The 20,787-nt window shown below is 67.1% G+C and carries 23 protein-coding genes; 18 read left to right on the top strand and 5 right to left on the bottom strand.

Features of this window, described 5'->3' with window-relative positions:
- Window positions 1-31: 31 nt before the first annotated feature.
- The 6 genes from ACIGKQ_RS15915 (at window position 32) to ACIGKQ_RS15890 (ending at window position 5,253) form a co-directional block, all read left to right on the top strand.
- Window positions 32-1,384, top strand: coding sequence for a DUF445 domain-containing protein (locus ACIGKQ_RS15915; RefSeq protein ID WP_396574425.1), 1,353 nt, complete (start codon window positions 32-34; stop codon window positions 1,382-1,384).
- 63 nt (window positions 1,385-1,447) lie between these two features.
- The gene (locus tag ACIGKQ_RS15910) at window positions 1,448-1,954 is read left to right on the top strand and encodes a helix-turn-helix domain-containing protein (RefSeq protein ID WP_235723956.1); all 507 of its coding nucleotides are present in this window, start codon (window positions 1,448-1,450) and stop codon (window positions 1,952-1,954) included.
- Between the two features lie 2 nt (window positions 1,955-1,956).
- A complete protein-coding gene (locus ACIGKQ_RS15905; protein ID WP_396574424.1) occupies window positions 1,957-2,802 on the top strand; it encodes a heparin-binding hemagglutinin in 846 nt (281 codons plus the stop codon).
- A 101-nt stretch (window positions 2,803-2,903) separates the two neighbouring features.
- Entirely contained in the window at window positions 2,904-3,197 is a 294-nt protein-coding gene (locus ACIGKQ_RS15900) for a DUF2516 family protein (protein WP_235724030.1), read from the top strand.
- Between the two features lie 61 nt (window positions 3,198-3,258).
- On the top strand, window positions 3,259-4,098 hold the full coding sequence (locus tag ACIGKQ_RS15895) for a MerR family transcriptional regulator (protein WP_396574423.1): 840 nt from the start codon (window positions 3,259-3,261) through the stop codon (window positions 4,096-4,098).
- 42 nt (window positions 4,099-4,140) lie between these two features.
- Entirely contained in the window at window positions 4,141-5,253 is a 1,113-nt protein-coding gene (locus tag ACIGKQ_RS15890; protein WP_396574422.1) for an alpha/beta fold hydrolase, read from the top strand.
- Here the strand turns inward: ACIGKQ_RS15890 and ACIGKQ_RS15885 are convergent.
- Window positions 5,237-6,268, bottom strand: a complete 1,032-nt coding sequence (locus ACIGKQ_RS15885; protein WP_396574444.1) for a UDP-N-acetylmuramate dehydrogenase — start codon at window positions 6,266-6,268, stop codon at window positions 5,237-5,239. The two genes, ACIGKQ_RS15890 and ACIGKQ_RS15885, sit on opposite strands and share 17 nt — an antisense overlap.
- Window positions 6,269-6,374: 106 nt before the next feature.
- Here ACIGKQ_RS15885 and ACIGKQ_RS15880 point away from each other — a divergent pair, with 106 nt between their 5' ends.
- The 6 genes from ACIGKQ_RS15880 to ACIGKQ_RS15855 all read left to right on the top strand — a co-directional run bounded on the left by ACIGKQ_RS15880 (window position 6,375) and on the right by ACIGKQ_RS15855 (window position 11,185).
- Window positions 6,375-6,869: a DUF2505 domain-containing protein gene (locus ACIGKQ_RS15880; RefSeq protein WP_235723960.1), complete on the top strand. Its 495-nt coding sequence runs from the start codon at window positions 6,375-6,377 to the stop codon at window positions 6,867-6,869.
- A 67-nt stretch (window positions 6,870-6,936) separates the two neighbouring features.
- Window positions 6,937-7,446, top strand: a complete 510-nt coding sequence (locus tag ACIGKQ_RS15875; protein WP_266060361.1) for a DUF2505 domain-containing protein — start codon at window positions 6,937-6,939, stop codon at window positions 7,444-7,446.
- Window positions 7,447-7,484: 38 nt separating this feature from the next.
- Window positions 7,485-8,234, top strand: coding sequence for a class I SAM-dependent methyltransferase (locus tag ACIGKQ_RS15870; protein ID WP_372475042.1), 750 nt, complete (start codon window positions 7,485-7,487; stop codon window positions 8,232-8,234).
- 74 nt (window positions 8,235-8,308) lie between these two features.
- A complete protein-coding gene (locus ACIGKQ_RS15865; protein WP_266060363.1) occupies window positions 8,309-9,127 on the top strand; it encodes a carbon-nitrogen hydrolase family protein in 819 nt (272 codons plus the stop codon).
- Window positions 9,128-9,139: 12 nt separating this feature from the next.
- The gene (locus ACIGKQ_RS15860) at window positions 9,140-10,240 is read left to right on the top strand and encodes an LmeA family phospholipid-binding protein (protein ID WP_235723964.1); all 1,101 of its coding nucleotides are present in this window, start codon (window positions 9,140-9,142) and stop codon (window positions 10,238-10,240) included.
- A 141-nt stretch (window positions 10,241-10,381) separates the two neighbouring features.
- On the top strand, window positions 10,382-11,185 hold the full coding sequence (locus tag ACIGKQ_RS15855; protein WP_266060365.1) for a DUF1542 domain-containing protein: 804 nt from the start codon (window positions 10,382-10,384) through the stop codon (window positions 11,183-11,185).
- A 59-nt stretch (window positions 11,186-11,244) separates the two neighbouring features.
- On the opposite strand, the gene purU is transcribed toward ACIGKQ_RS15855, so the two are convergent.
- Window positions 11,245-12,174, bottom strand: coding sequence for a formyltetrahydrofolate deformylase (purU, locus tag ACIGKQ_RS15850; RefSeq protein WP_266060366.1), 930 nt, complete (start codon window positions 12,172-12,174; stop codon window positions 11,245-11,247).
- Between the two features lie 27 nt (window positions 12,175-12,201).
- On the opposite strand from purU, the gene deoC reads away from it, so the two are divergent.
- Window positions 12,202-12,876, top strand: a complete 675-nt coding sequence (gene deoC / locus ACIGKQ_RS15845) for a deoxyribose-phosphate aldolase (protein WP_396574421.1) — start codon at window positions 12,202-12,204, stop codon at window positions 12,874-12,876.
- Between the two features lie 14 nt (window positions 12,877-12,890).
- Here deoC and ACIGKQ_RS15840 read toward each other — a convergent pair whose 3' ends face one another.
- Together ACIGKQ_RS15840 and ACIGKQ_RS15835 are read right to left on the bottom strand one after the other, a co-directional pair.
- On the bottom strand, window positions 12,891-13,862 hold the full coding sequence (locus tag ACIGKQ_RS15840; protein ID WP_396574420.1) for an NAD(P)/FAD-dependent oxidoreductase: 972 nt from the start codon (window positions 13,860-13,862) through the stop codon (window positions 12,891-12,893).
- Window positions 13,859-14,791 (bottom strand): class I SAM-dependent methyltransferase, encoded by a 933-nt coding sequence (locus ACIGKQ_RS15835; RefSeq protein ID WP_396574419.1) that lies wholly within the window; start codon window positions 14,789-14,791, stop codon window positions 13,859-13,861. Before ACIGKQ_RS15835 ends, ACIGKQ_RS15840 begins: the two co-directional genes overlap by 4 nt.
- 48 nt (window positions 14,792-14,839) lie before the next feature.
- Here ACIGKQ_RS15835 and ACIGKQ_RS15830 point away from each other — a divergent pair, with 48 nt between their 5' ends.
- Window positions 14,840-15,403 (top strand): helix-turn-helix domain-containing protein, encoded by a 564-nt coding sequence (locus tag ACIGKQ_RS15830; RefSeq protein ID WP_266060370.1) that lies wholly within the window; start codon window positions 14,840-14,842, stop codon window positions 15,401-15,403.
- Window positions 15,404-15,477: 74 nt separating this feature from the next.
- Window positions 15,478-16,734 carry an Ig-like domain-containing protein gene (locus ACIGKQ_RS15825; protein WP_266060371.1) on the top strand — a complete coding sequence of 419 codons (1,257 nt, stop codon included), beginning with the start codon at window positions 15,478-15,480 and terminating at the stop codon, window positions 16,732-16,734.
- A 25-nt stretch (window positions 16,735-16,759) separates the two neighbouring features.
- On the opposite strand, the gene ACIGKQ_RS15820 is transcribed toward ACIGKQ_RS15825, so the two are convergent.
- Window positions 16,760-17,527, bottom strand: a complete 768-nt coding sequence (locus ACIGKQ_RS15820; RefSeq protein ID WP_266060372.1) for an SDR family NAD(P)-dependent oxidoreductase — start codon at window positions 17,525-17,527, stop codon at window positions 16,760-16,762.
- 42 nt (window positions 17,528-17,569) lie between these two features.
- Here ACIGKQ_RS15820 and ACIGKQ_RS15815 point away from each other — a divergent pair, with 42 nt between their 5' ends.
- From ACIGKQ_RS15815 to ACIGKQ_RS15805, 3 genes are read left to right on the top strand one after another with little or no spacing between them, the layout of a single operon-like run.
- Window positions 17,570-18,712, top strand: coding sequence for an ROK family transcriptional regulator (locus ACIGKQ_RS15815; protein ID WP_266060373.1), 1,143 nt, complete (start codon window positions 17,570-17,572; stop codon window positions 18,710-18,712).
- The gene (locus tag ACIGKQ_RS15810) at window positions 18,709-19,521 is read left to right on the top strand and encodes a transglutaminase family protein (protein ID WP_235723973.1); all 813 of its coding nucleotides are present in this window, start codon (window positions 18,709-18,711) and stop codon (window positions 19,519-19,521) included. Before ACIGKQ_RS15815 ends, ACIGKQ_RS15810 begins: the two co-directional genes overlap by 4 nt.
- A 5-nt stretch (window positions 19,522-19,526) precedes the next feature.
- Window positions 19,527-20,639, top strand: a complete 1,113-nt coding sequence (locus ACIGKQ_RS15805; RefSeq protein ID WP_396574418.1) for a putative zinc-binding metallopeptidase — start codon at window positions 19,527-19,529, stop codon at window positions 20,637-20,639.
- The last annotated feature ends 148 nt before the right edge of the window (window positions 20,640-20,787 follow it).

Raw genomic sequence — 20,787 nt, 5'->3', positions numbered from 1 at the left:
AGCCTAGTGGGTGGCAGGTAAAACTGGTTCAATGCCGCCCACAGTCATTTCGGACGTTCCCGGCACACCGGATCGTCCACCCGAGGTGGAGCCGCCGCGATCGTCGCTAGGCTTCGGAGCCGACGGCGCCGGTGACGCCGCACGCCGCCGTGACCTGCGCCGGATGAAGGTCGTCGCCACCGGATTCCTGCTGTTCGCGGCCGCGGTCTATCTGTTCACGCGCTACCTCGAACATCGCGACGGCACCGACGTCGCCGCCTGGGTCGGCTACGTTCGGGCAGCGTCGGAGGCGGGCATGGTGGGCGCCTTGGCCGACTGGTTTGCGGTCACCGCACTCTTCAAACATCCGCTGGGCCTGCCGATCCCGCACACCGCGCTGATCCGCAAGAAGAAGGACGACATCGGCGATCAGCTCGGGGGGTTCATCGAAGAGAACTTCATGACCGTGGAGGTGATCGAGCACCGGGCGCGCAGCCTGGACCTGCCACGACGGTTGTCGACGTGGCTGGCCGATCCGGTCAACGCGCCGCGGGTGTCCGACGAGGCGGCCCGCCTGATCTCACTGGCCGCGGAAATGCTGCGCGACGAGGACATCGAGAAGCTCATCGAGCACGCGATCAAGTGGGCCGGTGAGCCGGAATGGGCACAGCCCCTTGGTCGTGTCCTGGAGCAACTCATCGCCGAAGATCGGCTGGAGCCGGTCTTCCAGCTCGCCTGCGACCGCGCGCACGAATGGGCGGTGGGCAGCCAGGATCTCATCGATCGAGTCGTCGACGAGGACGTCGGGCCGTCGTGGAAACCGAAGTTCGTGAACGTGCTGCTCGGCGACCGGATCTACCGCGAACTCGTCGACTTCACCTACAAGGTCAAGGTCGATCCGCACCACCAGCTGCGGAGGTCGATGCACACCTTCGCGGAACAGTTCGCCGACGACCTGCAGCACGACCCGGACACCATCGCCCGCTTCGAGAAGATCAAGCAGGAACTGATCGGGCGCGACGAGGTCTCCGATGCCGCCTCGACCGCGTGGAAGACCGGCAAGGCCGTCATCGAACAGATGCTCACCGACCCGAACAGCACACTGCGCAACTCGCTGTCGGACGCCACCATCCAGCTCGCCATCCGCATCCGCGACGACCGCCCGCTGCAGGACAAGATGAACGGTTGGGTGGTTCGTGCCGCACGCCACATCGCGGCCAACTACTCCCAGGAGATCATCTCGGTGATCACCGAGACCGTCCGCGGCTGGGACGCCGACGACACCAGCCGCAAGATCGAACTGCAGGTGGGGCGCGATCTGCAATTCATCCGGATCAACGGGACCGTCGTGGGTGCGCTCGCCGGACTCGTTATCTACACGGTGTCGGTGCTCATCTTCGGGTGACGTCTGCTTGCACGTGTTAGCACGCCCGCCGATACTGGTGAGCAGGACCGAAACGGGAGAGTGATGGAGCCGGACGACAACGAATTGCCCGATCCCGTCGAGTCTGTCGACGGTGATGGCGACGTCCGGACACCCGCCGATCAGACCGACGACGCCGATGGCGGTGGTTCCAGCGGTCCGGTCGAAACCGTGGAGGCGGTCGCGACCGCCGCGCAAGACGCGGTGGCCACAGCTGCGCAGGACATCGGCGGCTTCATCAGGTCACAGCGCGTTGCCGCGGAGGTGTCGCTGCGCCAACTCGCCGAACGCGCCGGGGTGAGCAACCCGTATCTGAGCCAAATCGAACGTGGCCTGCGTAAACCGTCGGCCGATGTCCTCGCACAGATCGCCAAGGGCCTCCGGTTGTCCGCAGAGGTGCTCTACGTGCGTGCGGGCATCCTGGAGGAACGGCCGGCGAGCCCGGTGCGTGATGCGCTTCTCGCCGATGACTCGATCAGTGAACGCCAGAAACAGATGCTGCTCGAGATCTACGAGTCGTTTCGGAAAGAGAACACCGACGTCAAGGAGTGAACATGCCGGAGAATCCCTGGAACACGGTCATCGCGCAGGTGACCGCGTTGCTCACCGACCTGCGGGAACGCAGTGAGGCCGCAGGTGAACAGGCGCAGAAGCGTCTCGGTGAGGCCCAGTCCCGGGCGCAGAACCGGGTGGACGAGACCAGGGATTCAGCGCTGACGGTGTTCGAGGATGCCAAGAACCGGTTGTCGTCGTTGCCGGTGGAATTGTCCACCGAGATCGATGAGTTGTTGACCCGGTTCAGTCCCGACGAGCTACGCAAGGTGGCCGACGCGTACCTCGCCGTGGCGGCCGGTCTGCTGACCGCGTTGTCCGAGCGCGGCGAGGAGGTGGTCGAGCGGCTGAAGACCCAGCCGCTGGTCGAGGAGAACCTGCCCCGCCTGGAGAAGGTGTACAACGATGCGCTCGGTATCACCGAAGACGCGCTGGGCACGATCTCGACCCAGACCCGTGCGGTCGGGGAACGCGCCGCCACCATGGCGGGGCTGAGCACCGGCAGTGCCGATGAGGTGACGCTCGACGCGGTGCCGGCGAAGAAGGCCCCGGCGAAGAGTTCGGCAGCACAGAAAGCGCCGGCGAAGAAGGTAGCTGCGACCAAGGCGCCGGCCAAGAAGGCTCCCGCTAAGAAGGCTCCCGCAAAGAAGGCGGCGGCCAAGAAATCCCCGGCCAAGAAGGCGGCGGCCAAGAAATCCCCCGCCAAGAAGGCGCCGACCAAGAAGGCCGAGTCCGTGCAGGAGCCGGCGAAGAAAGCAGTGGCGAAAAAGGCGGCGAAAAAAGCCCCGGCCAAGAAGGCGCCCGCGAAGAAGACCCCACCACAGCGGGTGAACCCGGAAGAGGCCTGAACCACCGCGCGATCCCGACACCGGGGCGGCGCCCTGACCGGTTCGCCCGGAACGCGTGTGACGTCGATGTCTAAGCTGGTCTCGTGGACCTGTTGAGTGTGATGGCCTACGGGCAGAATCTGATCTTGCTGCTGCTGACCCTGGTGGCCGGGGTCGCCGCGGCGGTGGCGCTGCTCCACGCCGCCCTCCAACGCAAGGATGCGTTTCCGGCGGTCGATCGACAGAGCAAGGTGATCTGGGTGTCGATCCTGGCTGCGGCGACCCTGTTCATCTGGCTGTTCGGCGCGGTCAATTTCCTGGGCATCATCGGTGTGGTGGCCATGCTGGTCTATCTGGTCGATGTCCGCCCCCGGGTCGACGACATCCAGGGCAAGCGCTGGTTCAGCAAGAGGTAGTGACCCGCCCGGTCCGGCCGGGGTTTTCAGGTGGCGCCGGCACGGGCAATAGACTGGCGAAGTGGCCGAGTACCGGATCAACGACCTGGCAGACGCGTCGGGTGTCAGCGTGCGCAACATTCGCGTCTATCAGGACCGCGGGCTGTTGCCGGCGCCGACGATCCGTGGCCGCACCGGCTGGTATTCCGACGAGCACCTGGTCCGACTGAATCTGATCTCACGCATGCTCGAACGCGGATACACCTTCGCCACGATCAGCGAGCTGCTACACGCCGCGCACTACGGGATGCGGGTCGAACAAGTGCTGCGCGGAGCCCCCAGGGGCGGTCGCTTCCGCAACTTCAAGCGGGCGGCGACGATCACCATCACCGAGCTGCGCAAGACGTTGAACGCCACCGACCGCTCCATCGCGCTGAGCCAGAAGCTGGGTCTGCTCGCCAAGGACGGCGCGCACTACGCGATCCGTAATCCGGAACTACTCGAAGGGGCCGAGACCCTGGTCAAGGCCGGGATCGACATCGACGTTCTGCTCGATCGCTGGGTGCGGGTGCAGGACGACCTCGAAGATGTCGCCAAGAGCTTCGTGTCGATCATCACCGACAAGTACTTCGACGAGAACCTGCCCGACCTGGGAGAAGAACAGGTCAGCAAGATGGCGGAGCTCATCCAGACCGTCCGGCCGATGGCCCACGACATCGTCGAATCGACCTTCCGGAAGGCCCTCGACGAACAGATCTCGGCGGCCATCGGGGAGGCCAGTACCTACTTCGACGCGACCGCTCCGGGTGGTGTCGATGGTGACGCCGCCGGTGCGAATGCCATTTCGGGACCGGATGCCGACGCCGGCGTGGGGGAACCGGCGGGTGACCAGACGCCCAGCGTCGGCGATCGGACGGATTGAGCGCAGGTAGAGGCTGCGGAAATCGAACTGCAAGGGGGAACGATGACCGAGGAATCGACAACGAGGCGATCGGCACGTCGCGCAATCGCGATCGCCGCCGGAGCAGGAGCGGCGGTGGGTGTGGGTGTCCTGGCCGCCGGGGTGGGGACCATCTTCGCCGGCATGCTGCGTGAAGCGTTCCGCGCGCAGCGCGCCGTCGACGACGGGCCCGACGATCTGCTGAGTGTGCCGCAACAGCCGCCGCGACGAATCACGGTCGAGAGCAGCGGCGGGGTGCGGCTCAACGTCGAAAGGTATGGGCCCGCCGACACAGATGGCGACGTCGTGGTGATGGTGCACGGCTGGACCTGCAACACCGCCTATTGGTATCCGCAGATCAACCATCTCGCCGGTGACCGTCCCGTTATCGCCTACGACCAGCGTGGGCACGGTGCCAGCGAACTCGGCCGGGTGCGGCCCACCATCGCCATGTTGGGACAGGACCTGAATCGGGTGATCGAGGCCACGGTGCCCAACGGGCGTCGGGCGATCCTGGTGGGCCACAGCATGGGCGGCATGACGATCATGTCGTGGGCGGCGCAGTACGCCGATCAGGTGTCGTCGCGGGTGTCGTCGGTGGTGCTGACCTCCACCGCCGCCAAGGCGGTGATGCAGAACCATCTGCTCATCCCGGTGGGGCTGCCGCGCTACACCAAACCGTTCGAGTCGACGGTCGGCAGGCTTGTCACGTCGTCGCCGATTCCGGTGCCGCACACCGATCGAGCCGCCTGGTTGTCGCACTACATCGCGCTCGGGCCGCAGGCGCGCAAGGCGCACGTCGACTTCGTCGACGCCATGATCATGGCCTGCCCGCCGCGTTCACGGGCCGGCTGGGGATCGGCGATGGGCAAACTCGACGTCACCGCGGGCCTCGACGCACTGCGCGTGCCGACGACCGTCGTGGTGGGTACCGAGGATCGGCTCACCCCACCCGTACACGCCGAAGAGATGGCAGAAGTGTTGCGGCGCAACGGTGTACTCCGTGAGCTCGTGAGCCTGGAGGGTGTGGGGCACATGTCGAGCATCGAGGCGAGCGTACGGTACAACGAACTGCTCGACGAGGTGTTGGCCGAGGTCACCCGCCCCGAACCGGCGGGGTCTACAGCTCGCAGTTGACCAGCACCGGCTCCGGATACAGGGTGATGCCGAATGCCTCGTGCACCCCGTCGCGGACCGTCCGGGCCAGATCGAGGAGATCTGCGGTGCGGGCGGTGCCGCGGTTGGTCAGTGCCAGAGTGTGTTTGGTCGACAATCGGACCGGGGCTGCCGGTCCCGGATATCCGCGGGTGAAGCCGGCCCGCTCGATCAGCCATCCCGCCGACAACTTGATCCCACCCTCGGCAGGGTAGGTGGGCACTCGGGTCTGCGCCCCGAGGCGCGTGGCAATGCGGTCGAGGACCTGCGAGGCATCGTCGTCGGACACGATCGGGTTGGTGAAAAACGAGCCCGCGCTCCAGGTGTCGTGATCATCGGGGTCGAGGACCATGCCCTTGCCGCGTCGCAGGGTCAGCACCCGATCGCGCACCGCGGCGGCGTCGGACGTAGCGCCGGGCTCGACCCCCAGCGCGATCGCCAGTTCGCCGTAGCGGATCGGTCGGCTGATCCGATCGGCGTTGAGCCAGAACGACACCCCGAGCACCACATGATCGCCACGATGCTTGAGATTGCTGGTGCGGTAGCCGAGTTCGAGCGCACTCGGCGCAACCCAATGCCGTCGTCCCGATCGACGGTCCAGCAGTTCAACGCTGCGCAGCAGATCGGCCACCTCGACGCCGTAGGCGCCCACGTTCTGCACCGGTGTCGCGCCCGCGGCACCGGGGATGCCCGAAAGACACTCCAGTCCACCGAAGCCCGCCTGAACGGTGGTCGCGACGAGATCGTCCCAGCCGACACCGGCCTGAGCGGTGACGAATGGGACGCCGTTCTCGTCGCCGAACACCACGTCGGATGTCTCGATGAGCACCACGGTGCCGTCGAAGCCCTCGTCGGCGACCACCAGATTCGATCCACCCCCGACCAGGAGGCAGCGATCCCCGGCGTGATCGAGGGTCGTGACGACTTGCGCCAGGTCGTCGGTTTCGCGGCATCTGTGCACCGCGCGTGCGGGCCCGCCCAGGCGCAGCGTCGTCATCGTCGACAGGCGCGTGTCCGGGGTCGTCGGTGTCGGGTGCCGCGGGCCGCTCTCACTCACCCGTGTAACGGTAGCCGGGTCGTCGTACTCCGGTAGTGTCCCCCTCATGGCCAGCACGATGGAACACACGGTGTCCTATCCCTTCTCGGTTCAGCGGCTGTGGGAGGTCCTGTCGTCGGAAGACTATTGGCGGGATCTGCTCGAGGCCATCAACTCCAGCCACGGCAAACTCGAGTCGTTCGAGGTGTCCGGGGACACGGTGACCGTGGCGATGCAGCAGGGCGTGCCGGCGGAGAAGCTGCCGTCGATGGTGTCCAAGGTGCTCAACGGGGACGCGCAGATCCCGCGCCGGAACACCTTCCGGCTCGTCGGCGACGAGATCGCCGGTGAGATGACCGCCACGGTGTCCGGGGCGCCGGCGAAGGTCGCGGGGGCCGTGGCCATCAGTGGTGACCCGGCGACCACCCGATATACCGCCGACGTCGACGTCAGCGTTCCGTTCGTCGGCAGCAAGATCGAGAAGGCCATCATCGACCAACTCGTGGAGTTGCTCGACGCCGAACACGAGCAGACGGTGTCGTGGGAGGCGGCGCATCGCTGAAGGGGCCGGCGCCATGACATCGCCGACGAATTGGGAAGCAACGAATCGGTAACGTAGCCTGGTCGCCATGGCACGACGGCTCAGCTACTCGGCGCGCTTCACCCACCCTGCGGAAACGCTCTACCAGGCGCAGAGCACCCGACAGTACTGGGACGACATGATGGCGGGCTTCCAGATGATCTCCCCGCACTGTGCGGTCGACTCGTTCACCGCCGACGAGACCGGGATGAAGGTCGTGCTCAAGCAGACGATCGGTCGCGACCAGCTGCCGGCGCTCGCGCAGACCGTGCTGATGAAGGACATGGTGATCACCCGCGAGGAGACCTTCGGCGCATTCGACCCGGACAACACCAAGGGCGACTACACCGCGTCGATCCCGGCCGGCCCGGGCAGCCTGCAGGGGTGGCAGGAACTTTTCCCCACCGAGACCGGCTGCACCATCCGCAAGACCACCGAGGTCAAGGTGTTCATCCCGTTCGTCAACGGCAAGCTCGAACAGCTGATGCTGGTCAATCTCGTCGACCTGTTCCGCGCGGAAGCCGAATACGCGGCCGACTGGGTCAAGAAGAACCTCTGAGCGCCGGCGGGGCCGGCCAGAGTAGGCCGCTCGGCCGCATCACCCGCGGCACCACCAACATCAACCGGCTCCGGCGGGTGGACCGGTGGATGGTGCATGACGCCGCGATCGGCATCGCACTCGGTTCGGTGCCCCGTCCGCTCGTCGTCGACCTCGGCTACGGGGCGCGCCCCGACACGACCGTCGAGATGGCGCGGCGCCTGCGGACAATTGCGCCGAACCTCGAGATGGTGGGCCTGGAGATCGATCCCGAGCGCATCGTCGGTACCCGCGACGAGGTGCGATTCGCCCTCGGCGGCTTCGAACTCGCGGGCTTGCGTCCGCAGCTGGTTCGGGCCTTCAACGTGCTGCGGCAGTACGACGAAGAAGAGGTGGCCGCGTCCTGGGCGCAGATGCGGCATGCGCTGGCCCCGGGCGGGCTCATCGTGGAGGGCACCTGCGACGAGATCGGTCGCCGTTGCTGTTGGATCGTGCTGGACGCCGCCGGGCCGCGCACGCTGACGCTGAGCTGGTCGCCAGAACACACGGCGCGACCCTCGGAACTCGCGGAACGTCTGCCGAAGGCGTTGATCCACCACAATGTTGCGGGCGAACGGATTCATGAACTGCTGACCCGGGCCGACCGCGCCTGGGACATTGCGGCCGGTCACGCGGCCTACGGCCCGCGGACTCGGTGGCGCCAGGCGTTGACGGCGATGCGTGCGGGCGGCATCCCGGTGGTCATCGGCCGGGGCCGGTCGGTCGACAATGTGCTGACCGTGCCGTGGTCGGTGGTTTCTCCCGACTGATTCGTCATCTGATCGTGCGAATGCCCCATGATCAGCCGGTTGTCAGCAGCGTGCCGGTCCGTACGCTGGTGGCCATGCGAATTGCGATGGCGCAGATCGCCTCCGGCACAGACCCGGCGGCGAACCTGGAGCTCGTGGAGGCCGCGGTGGCCGAGGCCGCCGCCGACAACGCCGATCTGGTGGTGTTGCCCGAGGCGACGATGTGCCGGTTCGGCGTCCCGCTGGGCCCGGTCGCCGAGCCGGTGGACGGTCCGTGGGCGCGTGGAGTGTCGTCGATCGCCGAACGCCACGGGGTCACCGTCGTCGCCGGGATGTTCACGCCCGCGGGCGATCGGGTCGCGAATACGCTGCTCATCGCCGCCCCGGACGGGTCGCGCACCTCCTACGACAAGATCCATCTCTACGACGCCTTCGGTTTCACCGAGTCCCGGACCGTTGCGCCGGGCGATGACCCGGTCACCTTCACGATCGGCGACGTCACGGTGGGTGTCGCCACCTGCTACGACATCCGCTTTCCCGCGCTGTTCACCGAACTCGCGCGCAGCGGCGCGCAGGTGATCGTGGTGCCCGCATCGTGGGGTGCCGGCCCGGGCAAGGTGCACCAGTGGCAGGTGCTGGCCACCGCGCGGGCACTGGATTCGACCAGTTTCGTGGTCGCCGTGGGGCAGGCGGTACCCACCGATCAGCAGGTGGCCGAGTCGTCGGCACCCACCGGAACAGGTCACAGCCAACTCACAGATCCCTTCGGTACCGTGGTCGCCGCATACGACGACAGCGTGCAGGTCGGGGTTCACGAGATCGATGTGAACGCAGTGGAGAAGGCACGCAAAGCCCTGGCCGTGCTCGACAACGAACGGCCCATCCGACAGGTCTCGGCACCGAGCAGCAACTGAGGACCGCACGACATGACCGACAGCGAGAACACCGACCGGCCGGCAGCCGGCGAGGACCCGCAGAAGCGGTCCGACAACGAGCCCACCCCGCAGACGGGTCGTCCCGACGAGCCGGGTGCCCATCCGTACCCGGACGATCACACCGCGCGGCTCGACGCCGCGGCGACGACCGATCAGTCACCGCGCGCCTATTCGCAGGTGCCGCGCACCGAGACCGCTCAGTTCGGCCCCGGGGAGACCGGCGGGTTCCCGGCGAGTGGGACCGACGGTTTCGCGCCGATACCGCCCGAAGCGCAGCCCGGTGTCGTGTCGTCGGCGCCGGCCAAACGGCGTAGCACCGGCAAGATCGTCGCACTGGCCTCGGTGGCGGTGGTCCTGGTGTTGGTGATCGCCGCCGTCGGCAGCGAACTCTATCTGCGCAACCAGGCGACCGACTGCATGGAGAGCGCCTTCACCGACCTCACCGGTACCGAGACCTCGGTGTCGTTGAGTCGCAAGCCGATGCTGTTGCAGGGCTTCGGCAACGACATCCCGTTCGTCCAGATCGACACCGCCGACGAGCCCGGCCAGATGCGGTTGCATGCGCGGGCCGAGGGCATCACCGGCGACGGGGACACCACCAACATCCGCTCTCTGGTCGGCACCGGGTTCATCCCGTTCGATCGGGTGGTCGCGATGAGCGAGTCGGCCACCGCAAGCCCCGATCCGTCGACCTCGGGCAACGGCGGCAACGGGGCGAGCAGCCTGATGCAGGGCGCCAGTATCGAGTCGATCACCGGCAATGCCGCCGACGGGACCATCAAGGTCGATTCCGCGGTGCAGCTCGCCTTCCTACCGATCCCGGTGTCCACCACGATCAAACCCGTGCTGCAGGACGGGCGCGTCGACTTCGAGGTGGTCGAGGCCAACGCCTTCATCTTCGGCATCCCCTCCGACTTCGCCCAGCAGGTGGTCGACAGTGTGTCCGATTCGATGTTCGGCCCGCTGTTCGACGAGGTCACCGTGCAGAACATGAAGGTGACCGACCAGGGCGTCGACTTCGCCGTCGACGGGCAGGATGTGGCGCTGTCGGGTCAGATGACCGGAGATTCCGGCGGCTGCTCGGCGGCCTGAGCGACCGCCGCCGGATGCGGACGCGGCGGTGAGCCGACGATCGTCGGTACGCTGGGAGATGTCCGATTTTGCCGATCTTGGCGGAGCGCCCCCGCGGTCTCCCGGGAGGGCAGCGCAGGTGTACCCCCTACGGAGGAAGAGATGAGCGCACTGATCTTGATCGCGGTGGTCGTCGTGGTGGTTGTCGGCATCGTGGTGATGTCGCAGCAACGATCCGGGGCCAACGCCGCTCGCCAGCTCGACGACGCCAAAGCCGATGCGCGCCAAGCCATCGAACGGCTCGGCGGCCAGGTGTTCATGCTGGTGGGTGACGGCCCCGCATCCAAGCAGGCGCTCGCCGACGCCGGCGAACGCTACAACGCCGCGGGATCGCAGATCGAGCAGGCGACGTCGCCGGCGCAGGCGCGCCTGGCCAAACAGACCGCGCTGGAGGGTCTCTACTACGTCCGCGCGGCCCGCACCGCCATGAATCTCGACCCGGGCCCACCCGTGCCCGAACTCGAGGGTCAGAAGAGCGCCGGCGCGGTTACCGAAGACCGCACGGTCGACTTCGAGGGCCGGCAGATCGAGGCGTCGCCCGGCCCCTCGGAGCGAACCCCCAACTACTATCCCGGTGGTCGTGTCGCCGGGCGCCCGGTGCCGGCCGGCTGGTACTCCGAGCCGTGGTGGAAGCCCGCCCTGGTCGCCGGCGCGTGGGGCATCGGGTCGATGTTCCTGTTCTCGGCGCTGTTCTCCGGCATGGCAGGTGTCAACTACGATGCGAACGCCTTCGAGAGCGGTGCAGGTGACGGATCGGACGCCGGCGCACTCGACGGTGGAGACGCCGGTAGTGACGCCGGCGATGCCGGTGGCGACTTCGGTGGCGGCGACATGGGTGGCGACTCCGGCGGCGGTTTCTTCGACGGCGGCGGCGATTTCGGAGACTTCGGCGACTTCGGCTTCTGACGATTTGTAGTATCAACCGGCGGAAAAACGCCGGTCGATACTACGAATCCGCGGTGACGTCAGGTGAAGACGACCGTCTTGCGGCCGTGCACCAGGATGCGGTCCTCGAGATGCCAGCGCAGGCCGCGGGAGAGCACCATCGTCTCGATGTCGCGGCCCTGGCGCACCATGTCGGCGACGGTGTCGCTGTGATCGACCCGGATCACGTCCTGCTCGATGATGGGTCCCGCGTCGAGGTCGGCGGTCACGTAGTGGCAGGTGGCGCCGATCAGTTTGACGCCGCGTGCGAACGCCTGGTGGTACGGGCGGGCGCCGACGAAGCTGGGCAGGAAGCTGTGGTGGATGTTGATCGCGCGGCCTGCCCACGCGTCGCAGAGCTGTGGCGGCAGGATCTGCATGAATCGCGCCAACACCACGGCATCTGGTGAGTACTGCTCGACCACGGTGGCCACCTCATCGAATGCCTGCGCCTTGCCGTCGGATGGGAATGGCACGTGGTGGAACGGGACGTCGAAGCGGGTGACGAGCTCTTCGAGATCCCGATGATTGCCGATCACCGCGGACACGTTGGCCGGCAGTTCGCCGCGATGCGCACGGCCGAGCAGGTCCACTAGACAGTGGCTCTCCTTGCTGACCAGCAGCACCACCGACTTCGGTGCGCCGGTGTCGGTGAGCTGCCACTCGGTGTCGGGGCCGATTTCGGCGGCCACCTCACGGGCGAAGCGTTCGCGCATCTCGTCGAGGCCGATCCGGACCGATCCGGCCCGCACGGTCTGCCGGGTGAAGAACCACCCGGTCTCGCTGTCGGAGTGATACCCCGCCTCGGTGATCCAGCCGCCGATCTCGGCGAGGAACCCGGAGATCCGCGCGACGATTCCGGTGCGGTCGGGGCATCCGAGGGTCAGGACGTACCGCCGATCGCTGTCGGGGGAGGACGATGTCGTCGATGCCGCGACGGCCGCTGCGGGCGTCGGCTCTGATGCTGCCACGTCTGTCAGTGTGCCAAGCTCGTCTGTGTGATCACCACCGACCTGACCCGGCGCGATGTCGCGGCCCTCATCGACCACACTCTGCTCAAACCCGAGGCCACCCGCGCGGACGCTGAGGCCACCGTCGCCGAGGCCGCCGACCTGGGCGTGTATGCGGTGTGCCTGTCGCCGTCGATGCTGCCCATCGACACCGGCGAGCAGAAGACCTGCGTGGCGGCCGGGTTCCCGTCGGGCAAGCATCATTCGCTGGTCAAGGCGGCCGAGGCCCGTCTGGCCGTCGACACCGGAGCCGAGGAGGTCGACATGGTGATCGATGTCGGCGCCGCGGTCGACGGGCGTTTCGACGAGGTGTTCGCCGACGTGCTGACCGTCCGCGAGGCCATCGGCGACGTGGTGTTGAAGGTCATCATCGAGTCTGCTGCGCTGCTCGAGTTCGCCGGTCCCGACACGGTCACCGAGGTTTGTCGCCGTGCGGCGCAGGCCGGTGCGACGATGGTCAAGACCTCCACCGGCTTCCATCCATCCGGCGGCGCGAGCGTCGAGGCGGTCCGCCTCATGCGTGCCGCGGTCGGCGAGACGGTCGGGGTGAAGGCCAGCGGAGGCATCCGCACACCCGAGTTCGCGGCGGAGCTGATCGGCGCAGGCGCGACCCGGCTTGGACTGTCCGGGTCGCGTGCGGTGCTCGACGGTTTCGCCGACTGACCGCGGCGCGGCGGTCAGACAGCTTCTTGGGCATCTGCGAGGGCGCGTGAGCGTCGGGCCTGGACCGCGCGGCGTGTGTCCTCGGTGATCAGATCCATGTGCAGCGCGCCGGCCGCGGTTACGCCCGCACCCATCGACACCGCGACCGTGGCGGCAAGGTTGGCGACGTTACCGGCGGCCCAGACACCGGGGATGTCGGTGGCGCCCATCGCATCGGTCGCCACATACTGCCCCATCGGGTGATCGGCGAGCGTTCCGCCCAGGCTGGAGTAGAGCGCGGATCGGACCACGAACTTCGGTGCGACCACCAGTGCGTCCCGTTCGATACGGTCGCCGTCGGTCAGTGCGACGGCCGCCAGCGTGCCGTCGGCGATGTCGAGATGGTCCACCGTCTGATCGATGATGGCGACGTCGAGTGCCGAGAGCTGTTCGCGCTCGGCGGGTTCGATCTCGCCCATGGTGTGGGTGAACAACGTGACATCGTCGCTCAGTTGGCGGAACAGCAACGTCTGGTGGACGGCCATCGGCCCGGTGCCCAGGATGCCTATCCGCTGACCGCGTACCTCCCATCCATGGCAGAACGGACAGTGCAGCACCGTGGAGCCCCAGAGTTCGGGCACTCCGGGTACCTCGGGTAGCTCGTCGACGAGACCGGTGGCCAGCAGCACGCGCCGTGCGTCGACCGTGTCGCCGCCGGCGAGGGTCAGGGTGAACGTGCCGTTGTCGCCACGCGCAGCGTCGATCACCTCATCGGAGACGAAATCCGCTCCGTAGCTGCGGGCCTCGGCCCGCCCGCGGTCCAGAAGTTCGGTCGGTGAGATGTTCTCCTGGCCGAGGACGTTGTGGGCGCCGTCGGCCGGGGCGTTGCGGGGTTGGCCGCCGTCGACGACGAGGACCGAGCGCAGGGACCGCGCCAGGGTGGTGGCCGCGCTCAGCCCGGCGGGGCCGCCGCCGACGATCGCGACGTCGAAATTCTTGCTGCTCATGGTTTCTCCTGGTTGTGTTCGGGCCGCCGGGCGATCCATGCGGTGCGGCGGGTTCTGACGGTGAGGTCGTCGCGCGTGCCCAGCGACGATGGTCCGGCGGGGGCGAGCAGGTCATCGAGCCGGGACCGGTCGGTGTCGGACAGTTCCTCGGCCAGGCCGTGCGCCATCCGCGAGATCCAGGCGTGCGCATAGCGACTCGTGAGATCCAGCGGTGCCGGTGCATTCGTGATGGCGTGGGTCTCGAGCAGGTCGAAGCCGGCGCCGACGATCACCGGCGACCAGTCGGGGTGGGCGTTGGCCCCGCGCTCGGTCATGATCGTGTGCAGGCGACGCTCCAGCTGTCCATCGGGTGTGTAGGGCGGGAGGAAAGCGGGAAGGCCGTCGAGCTCCACCACAATCAGCAGGCCGCCGGGCCGGACTGCGGCGTGGACACTGCCGAGTAGGTCCGCCGGCGCGGCGAAGTGGTGCATGGTCGACGACGACCACACCACGTCGAGGTCGGCGAGATCGCCCGGCAGTGCGGTGTCGAGATCGGCGACCTGCGTCCGGACACGATCGCCGACACCGGCGGCCCGGGCCGCGTCGCGGACGCGGTCGAGCATGTCCGGCGCATTGTCGAGCGCGGTGACCTGTGCCGACGGGAAGCGGGCCGCGAGGCGCGCGGTGAGCCCGCCGGTGCCCGACCCGAGGTCGACGACGGAGCGTGGCGCGGCAATCAGGTCGGCGATGCGTTCGGCGAGCTCGTCGACGAAACCGCCGGAGGCCGCTGCGTCGAGGTCGAGCACCTCGGCCATGCCTTCGGCCATCGCGTCGGCGGTGGCCGGATCGTGCGTGTACGCGGCGTGGGCGCTGTGGTGATGGCCGTGCCGCCGATGTGCGTCGTGACCGGGATGGTGCCCGGTGTGCGGTGAGTGTGCGGACTGCGTCATACCGTCGACGGTAGCGGCGAAATGCCGGATTGGCATACAGTCTTGCGTATGGAGCAAGAAATTGATGCGGTGGTCCGTCAGCGGATTCGGGGGCTGCGAGTGGCCAAGGGGTGGACCTTGGACTCACTGGCCGCGCGCTGCTTCCTGAGTCCGTCGACGCTGAGTCGCATCGAGACCGGGCATCGGAGAGTGGCGTTGGACCAGCTGGTGCCCATCGCGCGCGCCCTGGGCACCACCCTGGACCAGCTGGTCGAGCCGTCCAACGACGAGGACGTGGTGATCCGTCCAGAGTCGCACCGGACCGCCGGAATGACCGTGTGGAAGCTGTCGCGGAATCAGACTCCCGGTGGGGTCACGGTGGCCAAGATGCGGATCACCGAAGAGCACGTGGTGGACCCGAACAACCTGGGCGTACACCCTGGCCGCGAATGGTTCACGGTCATCTCCGGGACCATCCGGCTGCACCTCGGGGAGCGGGTGATCGCGGTCCCTACCGGCCAGGCGGCGGAGTTCTCGACCATGGTGCCCCACGGAATGGCCGCCGTCGACGGGCCGGCCGAGATCGTGTCGATCTTCGACCACGAAGGTGAGCGCGCCCACCTGCCCGGGTGATCGTCGGTTTTTCAGCCAGATCACAGCTGGCAGATGGGGTTTTCCGGACATTCGCTCGGTAGGCTCGAGATGTTATGACTGCGAAATCTCTCGTCACTCGTCGCACCGTCCTTGCCGCCGCCGGACTCGGCGCTGTCGGTGCGGCGGTTGCCGCGTGTTCGGGCGGCGACTCCGCCAGCGAAAACGCGGGACCCGCCGAGCCCACCGTGCAGGTCGTGTTCACGCCTTCGCTCGATTCGCCGGACGCCCCGAACCCCACCGACACGTTCTCGGTGAAAGCCGAAAACGGTCAACTCAATCCCGACATCAAGCTGCTCAACCCGAACGGCAAGGTGGTGCAGGGGGAGATGTCGGATGACCAGACCACCTTCACCATCACCGAACCTCTGGGGTACGGGTCGGAGTACACGTGGCAGGGCAGCGCCATCGGCAGCGACCGGGTCACCGCGCCGGTCGAAGGGACGTTCACGACGCTGACCCCAGAGTCGCAGATCAACGTGGTGGTCAACATCGGCGACGGCCAAGAGGTCGGTATCGCCGCGCCGATCATCCTGAAGTTCAATGCGACGGTCGATGACAAGGAAGCCGTCGAGAAGGCGCTGAGCGTCACCACCGAACCGGAGACCGAGGGTGCCTGGGCTTGGCTCGGCGAGGACAACGGGTCACGAGTGCACTGGCGACCCAAGGACTATTGGGTGCCGGGCACCAAGGTGCACATGTCGGCCGACCTCTACGGCGTCGACCACGGCGGCGGCGCCTATGGCGCAGCGGATGTGACCAGCGACTTCGGCATCGGACGATCACAGATCGTGAAGGCCGAGTCGTCGTCGCATCAGATCGTGGTGGTGCGTGACGGTGCCGTGCTGATGACGCTGCCGTGTAGCTACGGTGAGGGCGACCTGGATCGCAACGTCACCCGTTCGGGCATCCATGTGGTGACCGAGAAGTACGAAGACTTCTACATGAGCAACCCCGCGGCCGGGTATTTCAACATCCGCGAACGCTTCGCCGTCCGCATCTCCAACAACGGTGAGTTCATCCACGCCAACCCGGAAACCATTGGCGTGCAAGGGTCGTCGAACGTCACCAACGGCTGCATCAATCTGTCTCTGGAGAATGCGCAACGATATTTCGACACCGCGGTCTACGGCGATCCGGTGGAGGTGACCGGTACCCGCATCGAGTTGTCGGAGGCCGACGGCGACATCTTCGACTGGATCTTCGACTGGGACACCTGGACCGGGATGTCGGCGATCCAGGGCGATCCCGAGCAGATCGATGCGCCGGCAACGCCATCCGGTGCGCCGCGGTCGGCGGCGCCGGCGGGTTGAGTTCGTCGGGTACGGGTGGGCGCGCCTACCCCGTCTTGATGTTTCGCCGAGCCGAGGCCTGATCTCGCGGTTTCAGGATGATCTGGTCGAGGTTCACGTGCGGCGGCCGCGAGGCGACGAAACCGATTACCTCGGCCACGTCGTCGGCGGTCAATGGGGTCAGGCCCTGGTAGACGGCATCGGCGCGGTCCTGATCTCCGCGGAACCGGACAAGCGAGAACTCGGTTTCGACCATGCCCGGTGCGATCTCGGTGAGGCGCACCGGCTTTCCGAGCAGCTCATAGCGCAGCGTGCGATGCAGCACACCCTGTGCGTGCTTCGCGGAGGTGTAGCCGGCGCCGTTGTCGTACGCCTCGAGGGCCGCGATCGAGGAGATTGTCACGATCAGGCCGTCGCCCGATGCGATCAGTGCGGGCAGCAGCGCCTTGGTGATCCGCAGCGTGCCGAGGACGTTGGTCTCATACATCCACCGCCAGTCGTCGAGGTCTGCGGTCGCGATGGGATCGAGCCCTTTGGCGCCGCCGGCATTGTTCACCAGGACATGGACGGTATCGAGTCCGTCGACGAAGGACGCGACCGAATCCTCGTCGGTGACGTCGAGGCGACGGCCGGTGCCGCCGATCTCCGCGGCGAGTTCGTCGATCAGCTCGGTACGTCGGGCGCCGAGGACGACGTGATAGCCCTGTTCGGCAAGCTGACGTGCGGTCGCCGCGCCGATCCCCGAGCTCGCGCCGGTCACCACCGCGAGCTTTTTGTCCGTGTCCGTCGTGCCGCGTTCGAGGGAGCTGCTCATGACCTCAGCTTAGCGACGGCACTGCGTTGCTAAGTTTGGTGCATGTCGTCGACCGGAGTCGTGCCCGCGGCCCTGCAGGTCGGCTCCACGCCCGCCGCGGCCGTGCTGCACGCCATCCGGGTCAGCGGCCCCGTGACGCGTGATCACCTGGCCGCCGCGACCGCATTGTCACCGGCGACCATCAACCGTCAGGTCGCTGCATTGTCTCGGATCGGTCTGATCGTCGACCGGCCCGATCTGGTGGACCCCGGCGGTATCGGGCGACCCAAACATCCCCTCACCATCGACCGAGACACATTGTGCGTCGCCGGAATGCACATCGGCGCACGGCGAACACTGCTGGCCATCGCCGACCTCGGCGGACGGACCCTGTACAGCCATGCGGTCCGCACACCGCGCGACGAGGCGGCTGTCGGTGATCTGTGCGATCAGCTGGCCGAACTCGTCGACCGGTTCAGTGGGCGTCGGTTGCTGTGGGGTGGTGTCGCCGCCGGCGGTGCCGTGGATGCGGCAACGGGACGAATCGACCATCCGGTTCTCGGCTGGCGGCGTGTCCCGGTGGGGCAGATGCTGGCCACCGCTCTCGGCGTCCCGGTCTCGGTCGGCGAGCACGTGCAGGCGATGGCGGCTGCCGAACTGTTGCTGAGTTCGCCGCGGGAGATCGTGGGTACCGGCCTGTTCTTCTATGCCCGCGAGACCGTCGGCATGGCAATGTCTGTCGACGGGAAGGTGTTGATGCCGCTGCGCGGCGCCGGTTCCATCGCGCATCTGCCTGTCGTCGCACCCCATCTCGCCTCCGCGGCGCGACCCGTCCTGCAGGATGTGATCGGCCGGGGTGCCGCGCAGTCCGCGGCCCGACGGCTCGGCGTCGGTGAGAACGACTCGGCGATCGTCGATGAGCGTGCCGAGGTACTCGGTGGTGTGGTCGCGATGCTGCGCGACGTCCTCAACCCGGACGGTGTGGTCGTCGCCGGCGACGCGTTCGCCGCTCACCCGCACGGTCTGGCACCCGTGCAGGCCGCGTTCGATGCGGCGACCACCATCGCCCGCCCGCTCGAGATCTCGCCGTCGCAGTTCGGTCTGCGCGTGCAGGAGAGTGCGGCCGTGGTGATGGCGCTCAGTGTTGTCTATGCCGACCCCGTCGCCGCGACCACCGGTGAGCCATCGCCTACCGTTGGGGCATGACCACAGCCACGCGCGATGTCTCCGCCAACCTCGAGGTGTACGTCACCGCTGCCACGGAGCTCGAATTCCAGATCACCGTGGCGAAGCTGCCCGGTCTCGACCTCACCGAGGAACTGTCGATGACCATCGACGGCGACGCCGTCGAACCCGAGGAGATCGTCGGCGAGCACGGATCTCGCATCCACCGCATCCAGGTCGAATCAGGCTTGGTGGTGGTGGACTACTCGGCATCGGTCACCGCACCGGCCGACCCCATCGCGGTCGAGGTGACTGACCATTCGATCTACCTGCGTCCCAGTCGATACGCTGAGGCCGACAAGTTCTTCGGATTCGCTGCCGGACAGTTCGACATAAACTTGCCGCCCAGTGAACTGCTGCAGCAGGTGGCCGAATACGTGGAGAATCGGCTCAGCTACATCCCGGGCGCCAGCGACCCGATCGACGGAGCCGCGGACACCTTGCTCGCCAATGCCGGGGTATGCCGCGACTATGCACATCTGGTGGTGGCTCTGCTGCGTGCGTTGAACATCCCGGCCCGACTGGTCGCGGTGTACGCGCCGGGCTGCGACCCGATGGACTTCCACGCGGTCGCCGAGGCACTGGTCGACGGACGGTGGGTGGTGGTCGACGCGACCGGGCTGGCGCCGCGGCAGTCCATGGTGCGGATCGCCACCGGCCGCGACGCCGCCGACACGGCGTTCCTCGACAACCATCGGGGCACCATCAACCTGAACTCCTACAAGGTGACCGCCGTGGTGGCCGGCGACCTGCCGACCGACACCGGAGAGGCCCGAATCGGGATAGGCTGAGCGCTGTGCATGCGCTCTCGTGCCCCGTCTGCAACGCGTTGTCGGGGTTCGTCCCACGGCAGTGTCCTCAATGCGGAACCGCTGTCGGCGTCCACCTTCCGAGTCGTTCGCTGGTTGTCGTCGCAGAGGATGGCGTGCTGATCGACGGCCGACGCTGGGTGTACTGTGCCAACCGCACCCGCACCGGCTGCAATTGGGTCACCCCCGCGGAAGTGGGGCCGGAGTCGATCGGGCTGCGGGGCCGGTGTTTTCCGTGCTCGCTGGTCCGACGGCAACCCGATCCGGATGACACGATCGCTTTGGAAAAACTCAACTCCACCACCCGCGACCTGCGCATGTTGGTGTATCAGCTGGTCGATCTGGGCCTGCCGGTGGAGCCGTTCTGGCGCACCGACGGCGGCCTTGCCTTCGACCTGTTGTCGAGCCAGACTACCGGCCGGCCGGTGACCATCGGACATGCCAACGGTGTCATCACCATCGACCTCGCCGAATCGCTCGACGCCCATCGCGAACGGCTGCGCGTCGACCTCGGCGAGGCCTACCGGACGATGCTCGGTCATTTCCGGCACGAGGTGGGTCATTACTTCGAACACCATCTGGTCGAGACCGGCGACGGCGCAACGGAATACCTTGGTGAGGCCCGAGAGCTCTTCGGCGACGAGCGGGCCTCCTACACCGACGCGATCGACCGACATTACACCTACGGTCCGCCGCGCAACTGGCGCGACTCCTTCATCTCCGAGTACGCGACGATGCACCCGTGGGAGGACTTCGCGGAGTGTTTCGCCCACTACCTGCACATCACCGGAACCATCGACACCGCGCGTGAATCCGGGTTGATGCTGAGCAGTGCGCAAGTCGTGTTTACCATGGACCGTGACATCGTGCCGTTGCAGTCCTACGCCGACGAGCCGATCGAACGGTTGCTCTACGACTGGAAGTGGTTGTCCAGCATGTTCAATCGGGTGAACGGCGCGATGGGGGCCCGTCCGCTGTACCCGTTCGAGATCCCGCGGCCGGTGGTTCGCAAGCTCGGCTTTGTCCATCGCGTCATCCGCGAGTCGGCGAAACGGGCGCGCACGGTTGATCCGCTGGTGGGGGCGGGCGCGGTGGGCTGACCTCGACTGCGGTGGGCGCACTCCACGCGACCTATCCGTTTCGGACGTGTCCGCGAGCATCACCTGTGGCAGTGGTCGACTGAATTATCCATCCGGACAGGCTCAGCGGTGATGCGGACGGACACGGAGCCCAGAACGCGGCGATGCT

The organism is Gordonia sp. NPDC062954, assembly GCF_044543825.1.
Taxonomy (GTDB): Bacteria; Actinomycetota; Actinomycetes; order Mycobacteriales; family Mycobacteriaceae; genus Gordonia; species Gordonia tangerina.
Note: the sequence above shows the minus strand (reverse complement) of the source record. Positions and strands in the feature narration are given on the sequence as shown.

Bases quoted from the DNA above. Each gene is read 5' to 3' on its own strand.
- ACIGKQ_RS15840 (WP_396574420.1), bottom strand. From the start codon at position 13,862: ATGAGCAGCAAGAATTTCGACGTCGCGATCGTCGGCGGCGGCCCCGCC.
- ACIGKQ_RS15885 (WP_396574444.1), bottom strand. From the start codon at position 6,268: ATGACGACGCTGCGCCTGGGCGGGCCCGCACGCGCGGTGCACAGATGC.
- ACIGKQ_RS15865 (WP_266060363.1), top strand. From the start codon at position 8,309: ATGCGAATTGCGATGGCGCAGATCGCCTCCGGCACAGACCCGGCGGCG.
- ACIGKQ_RS15820 (WP_266060372.1), bottom strand. From the start codon at position 17,527: ATGAGCAGCTCCCTCGAACGCGGCACGACGGACACGGACAAAAAGCTC.
- ACIGKQ_RS15855 (WP_266060365.1), top strand. From the start codon at position 10,382: ATGAGCGCACTGATCTTGATCGCGGTGGTCGTCGTGGTGGTTGTCGGC.
- ACIGKQ_RS15905 (WP_396574424.1), top strand. From the start codon at position 1,957: ATGCCGGAGAATCCCTGGAACACGGTCATCGCGCAGGTGACCGCGTTG.
- ACIGKQ_RS15810 (WP_235723973.1), top strand. From the start codon at position 18,709: ATGACCACAGCCACGCGCGATGTCTCCGCCAACCTCGAGGTGTACGTC.
- ACIGKQ_RS15815 (WP_266060373.1), top strand. From the start codon at position 17,570: ATGTCGTCGACCGGAGTCGTGCCCGCGGCCCTGCAGGTCGGCTCCACG.
- ACIGKQ_RS15915 (WP_396574425.1), top strand. From the start codon at position 32: ATGCCGCCCACAGTCATTTCGGACGTTCCCGGCACACCGGATCGTCCA.
- ACIGKQ_RS15880 (WP_235723960.1), top strand. From the start codon at position 6,375: ATGGCCAGCACGATGGAACACACGGTGTCCTATCCCTTCTCGGTTCAG.
- ACIGKQ_RS15835 (WP_396574419.1), bottom strand. From the start codon at position 14,791: ATGACGCAGTCCGCACACTCACCGCACACCGGGCACCATCCCGGTCAC.
- ACIGKQ_RS15875 (WP_266060361.1), top strand. From the start codon at position 6,937: ATGGCACGACGGCTCAGCTACTCGGCGCGCTTCACCCACCCTGCGGAA.
- ACIGKQ_RS15900 (WP_235724030.1), top strand. From the start codon at position 2,904: ATGGCCTACGGGCAGAATCTGATCTTGCTGCTGCTGACCCTGGTGGCC.
- ACIGKQ_RS15825 (WP_266060371.1), top strand. From the start codon at position 15,478: ATGACTGCGAAATCTCTCGTCACTCGTCGCACCGTCCTTGCCGCCGCC.
- ACIGKQ_RS15890 (WP_396574422.1), top strand. From the start codon at position 4,141: ATGACCGAGGAATCGACAACGAGGCGATCGGCACGTCGCGCAATCGCG.
- ACIGKQ_RS15830 (WP_266060370.1), top strand. From the start codon at position 14,840: ATGGAGCAAGAAATTGATGCGGTGGTCCGTCAGCGGATTCGGGGGCTG.
- ACIGKQ_RS15860 (WP_235723964.1), top strand. From the start codon at position 9,140: ATGACCGACAGCGAGAACACCGACCGGCCGGCAGCCGGCGAGGACCCG.
- ACIGKQ_RS15910 (WP_235723956.1), top strand. From the start codon at position 1,448: ATGGAGCCGGACGACAACGAATTGCCCGATCCCGTCGAGTCTGTCGAC.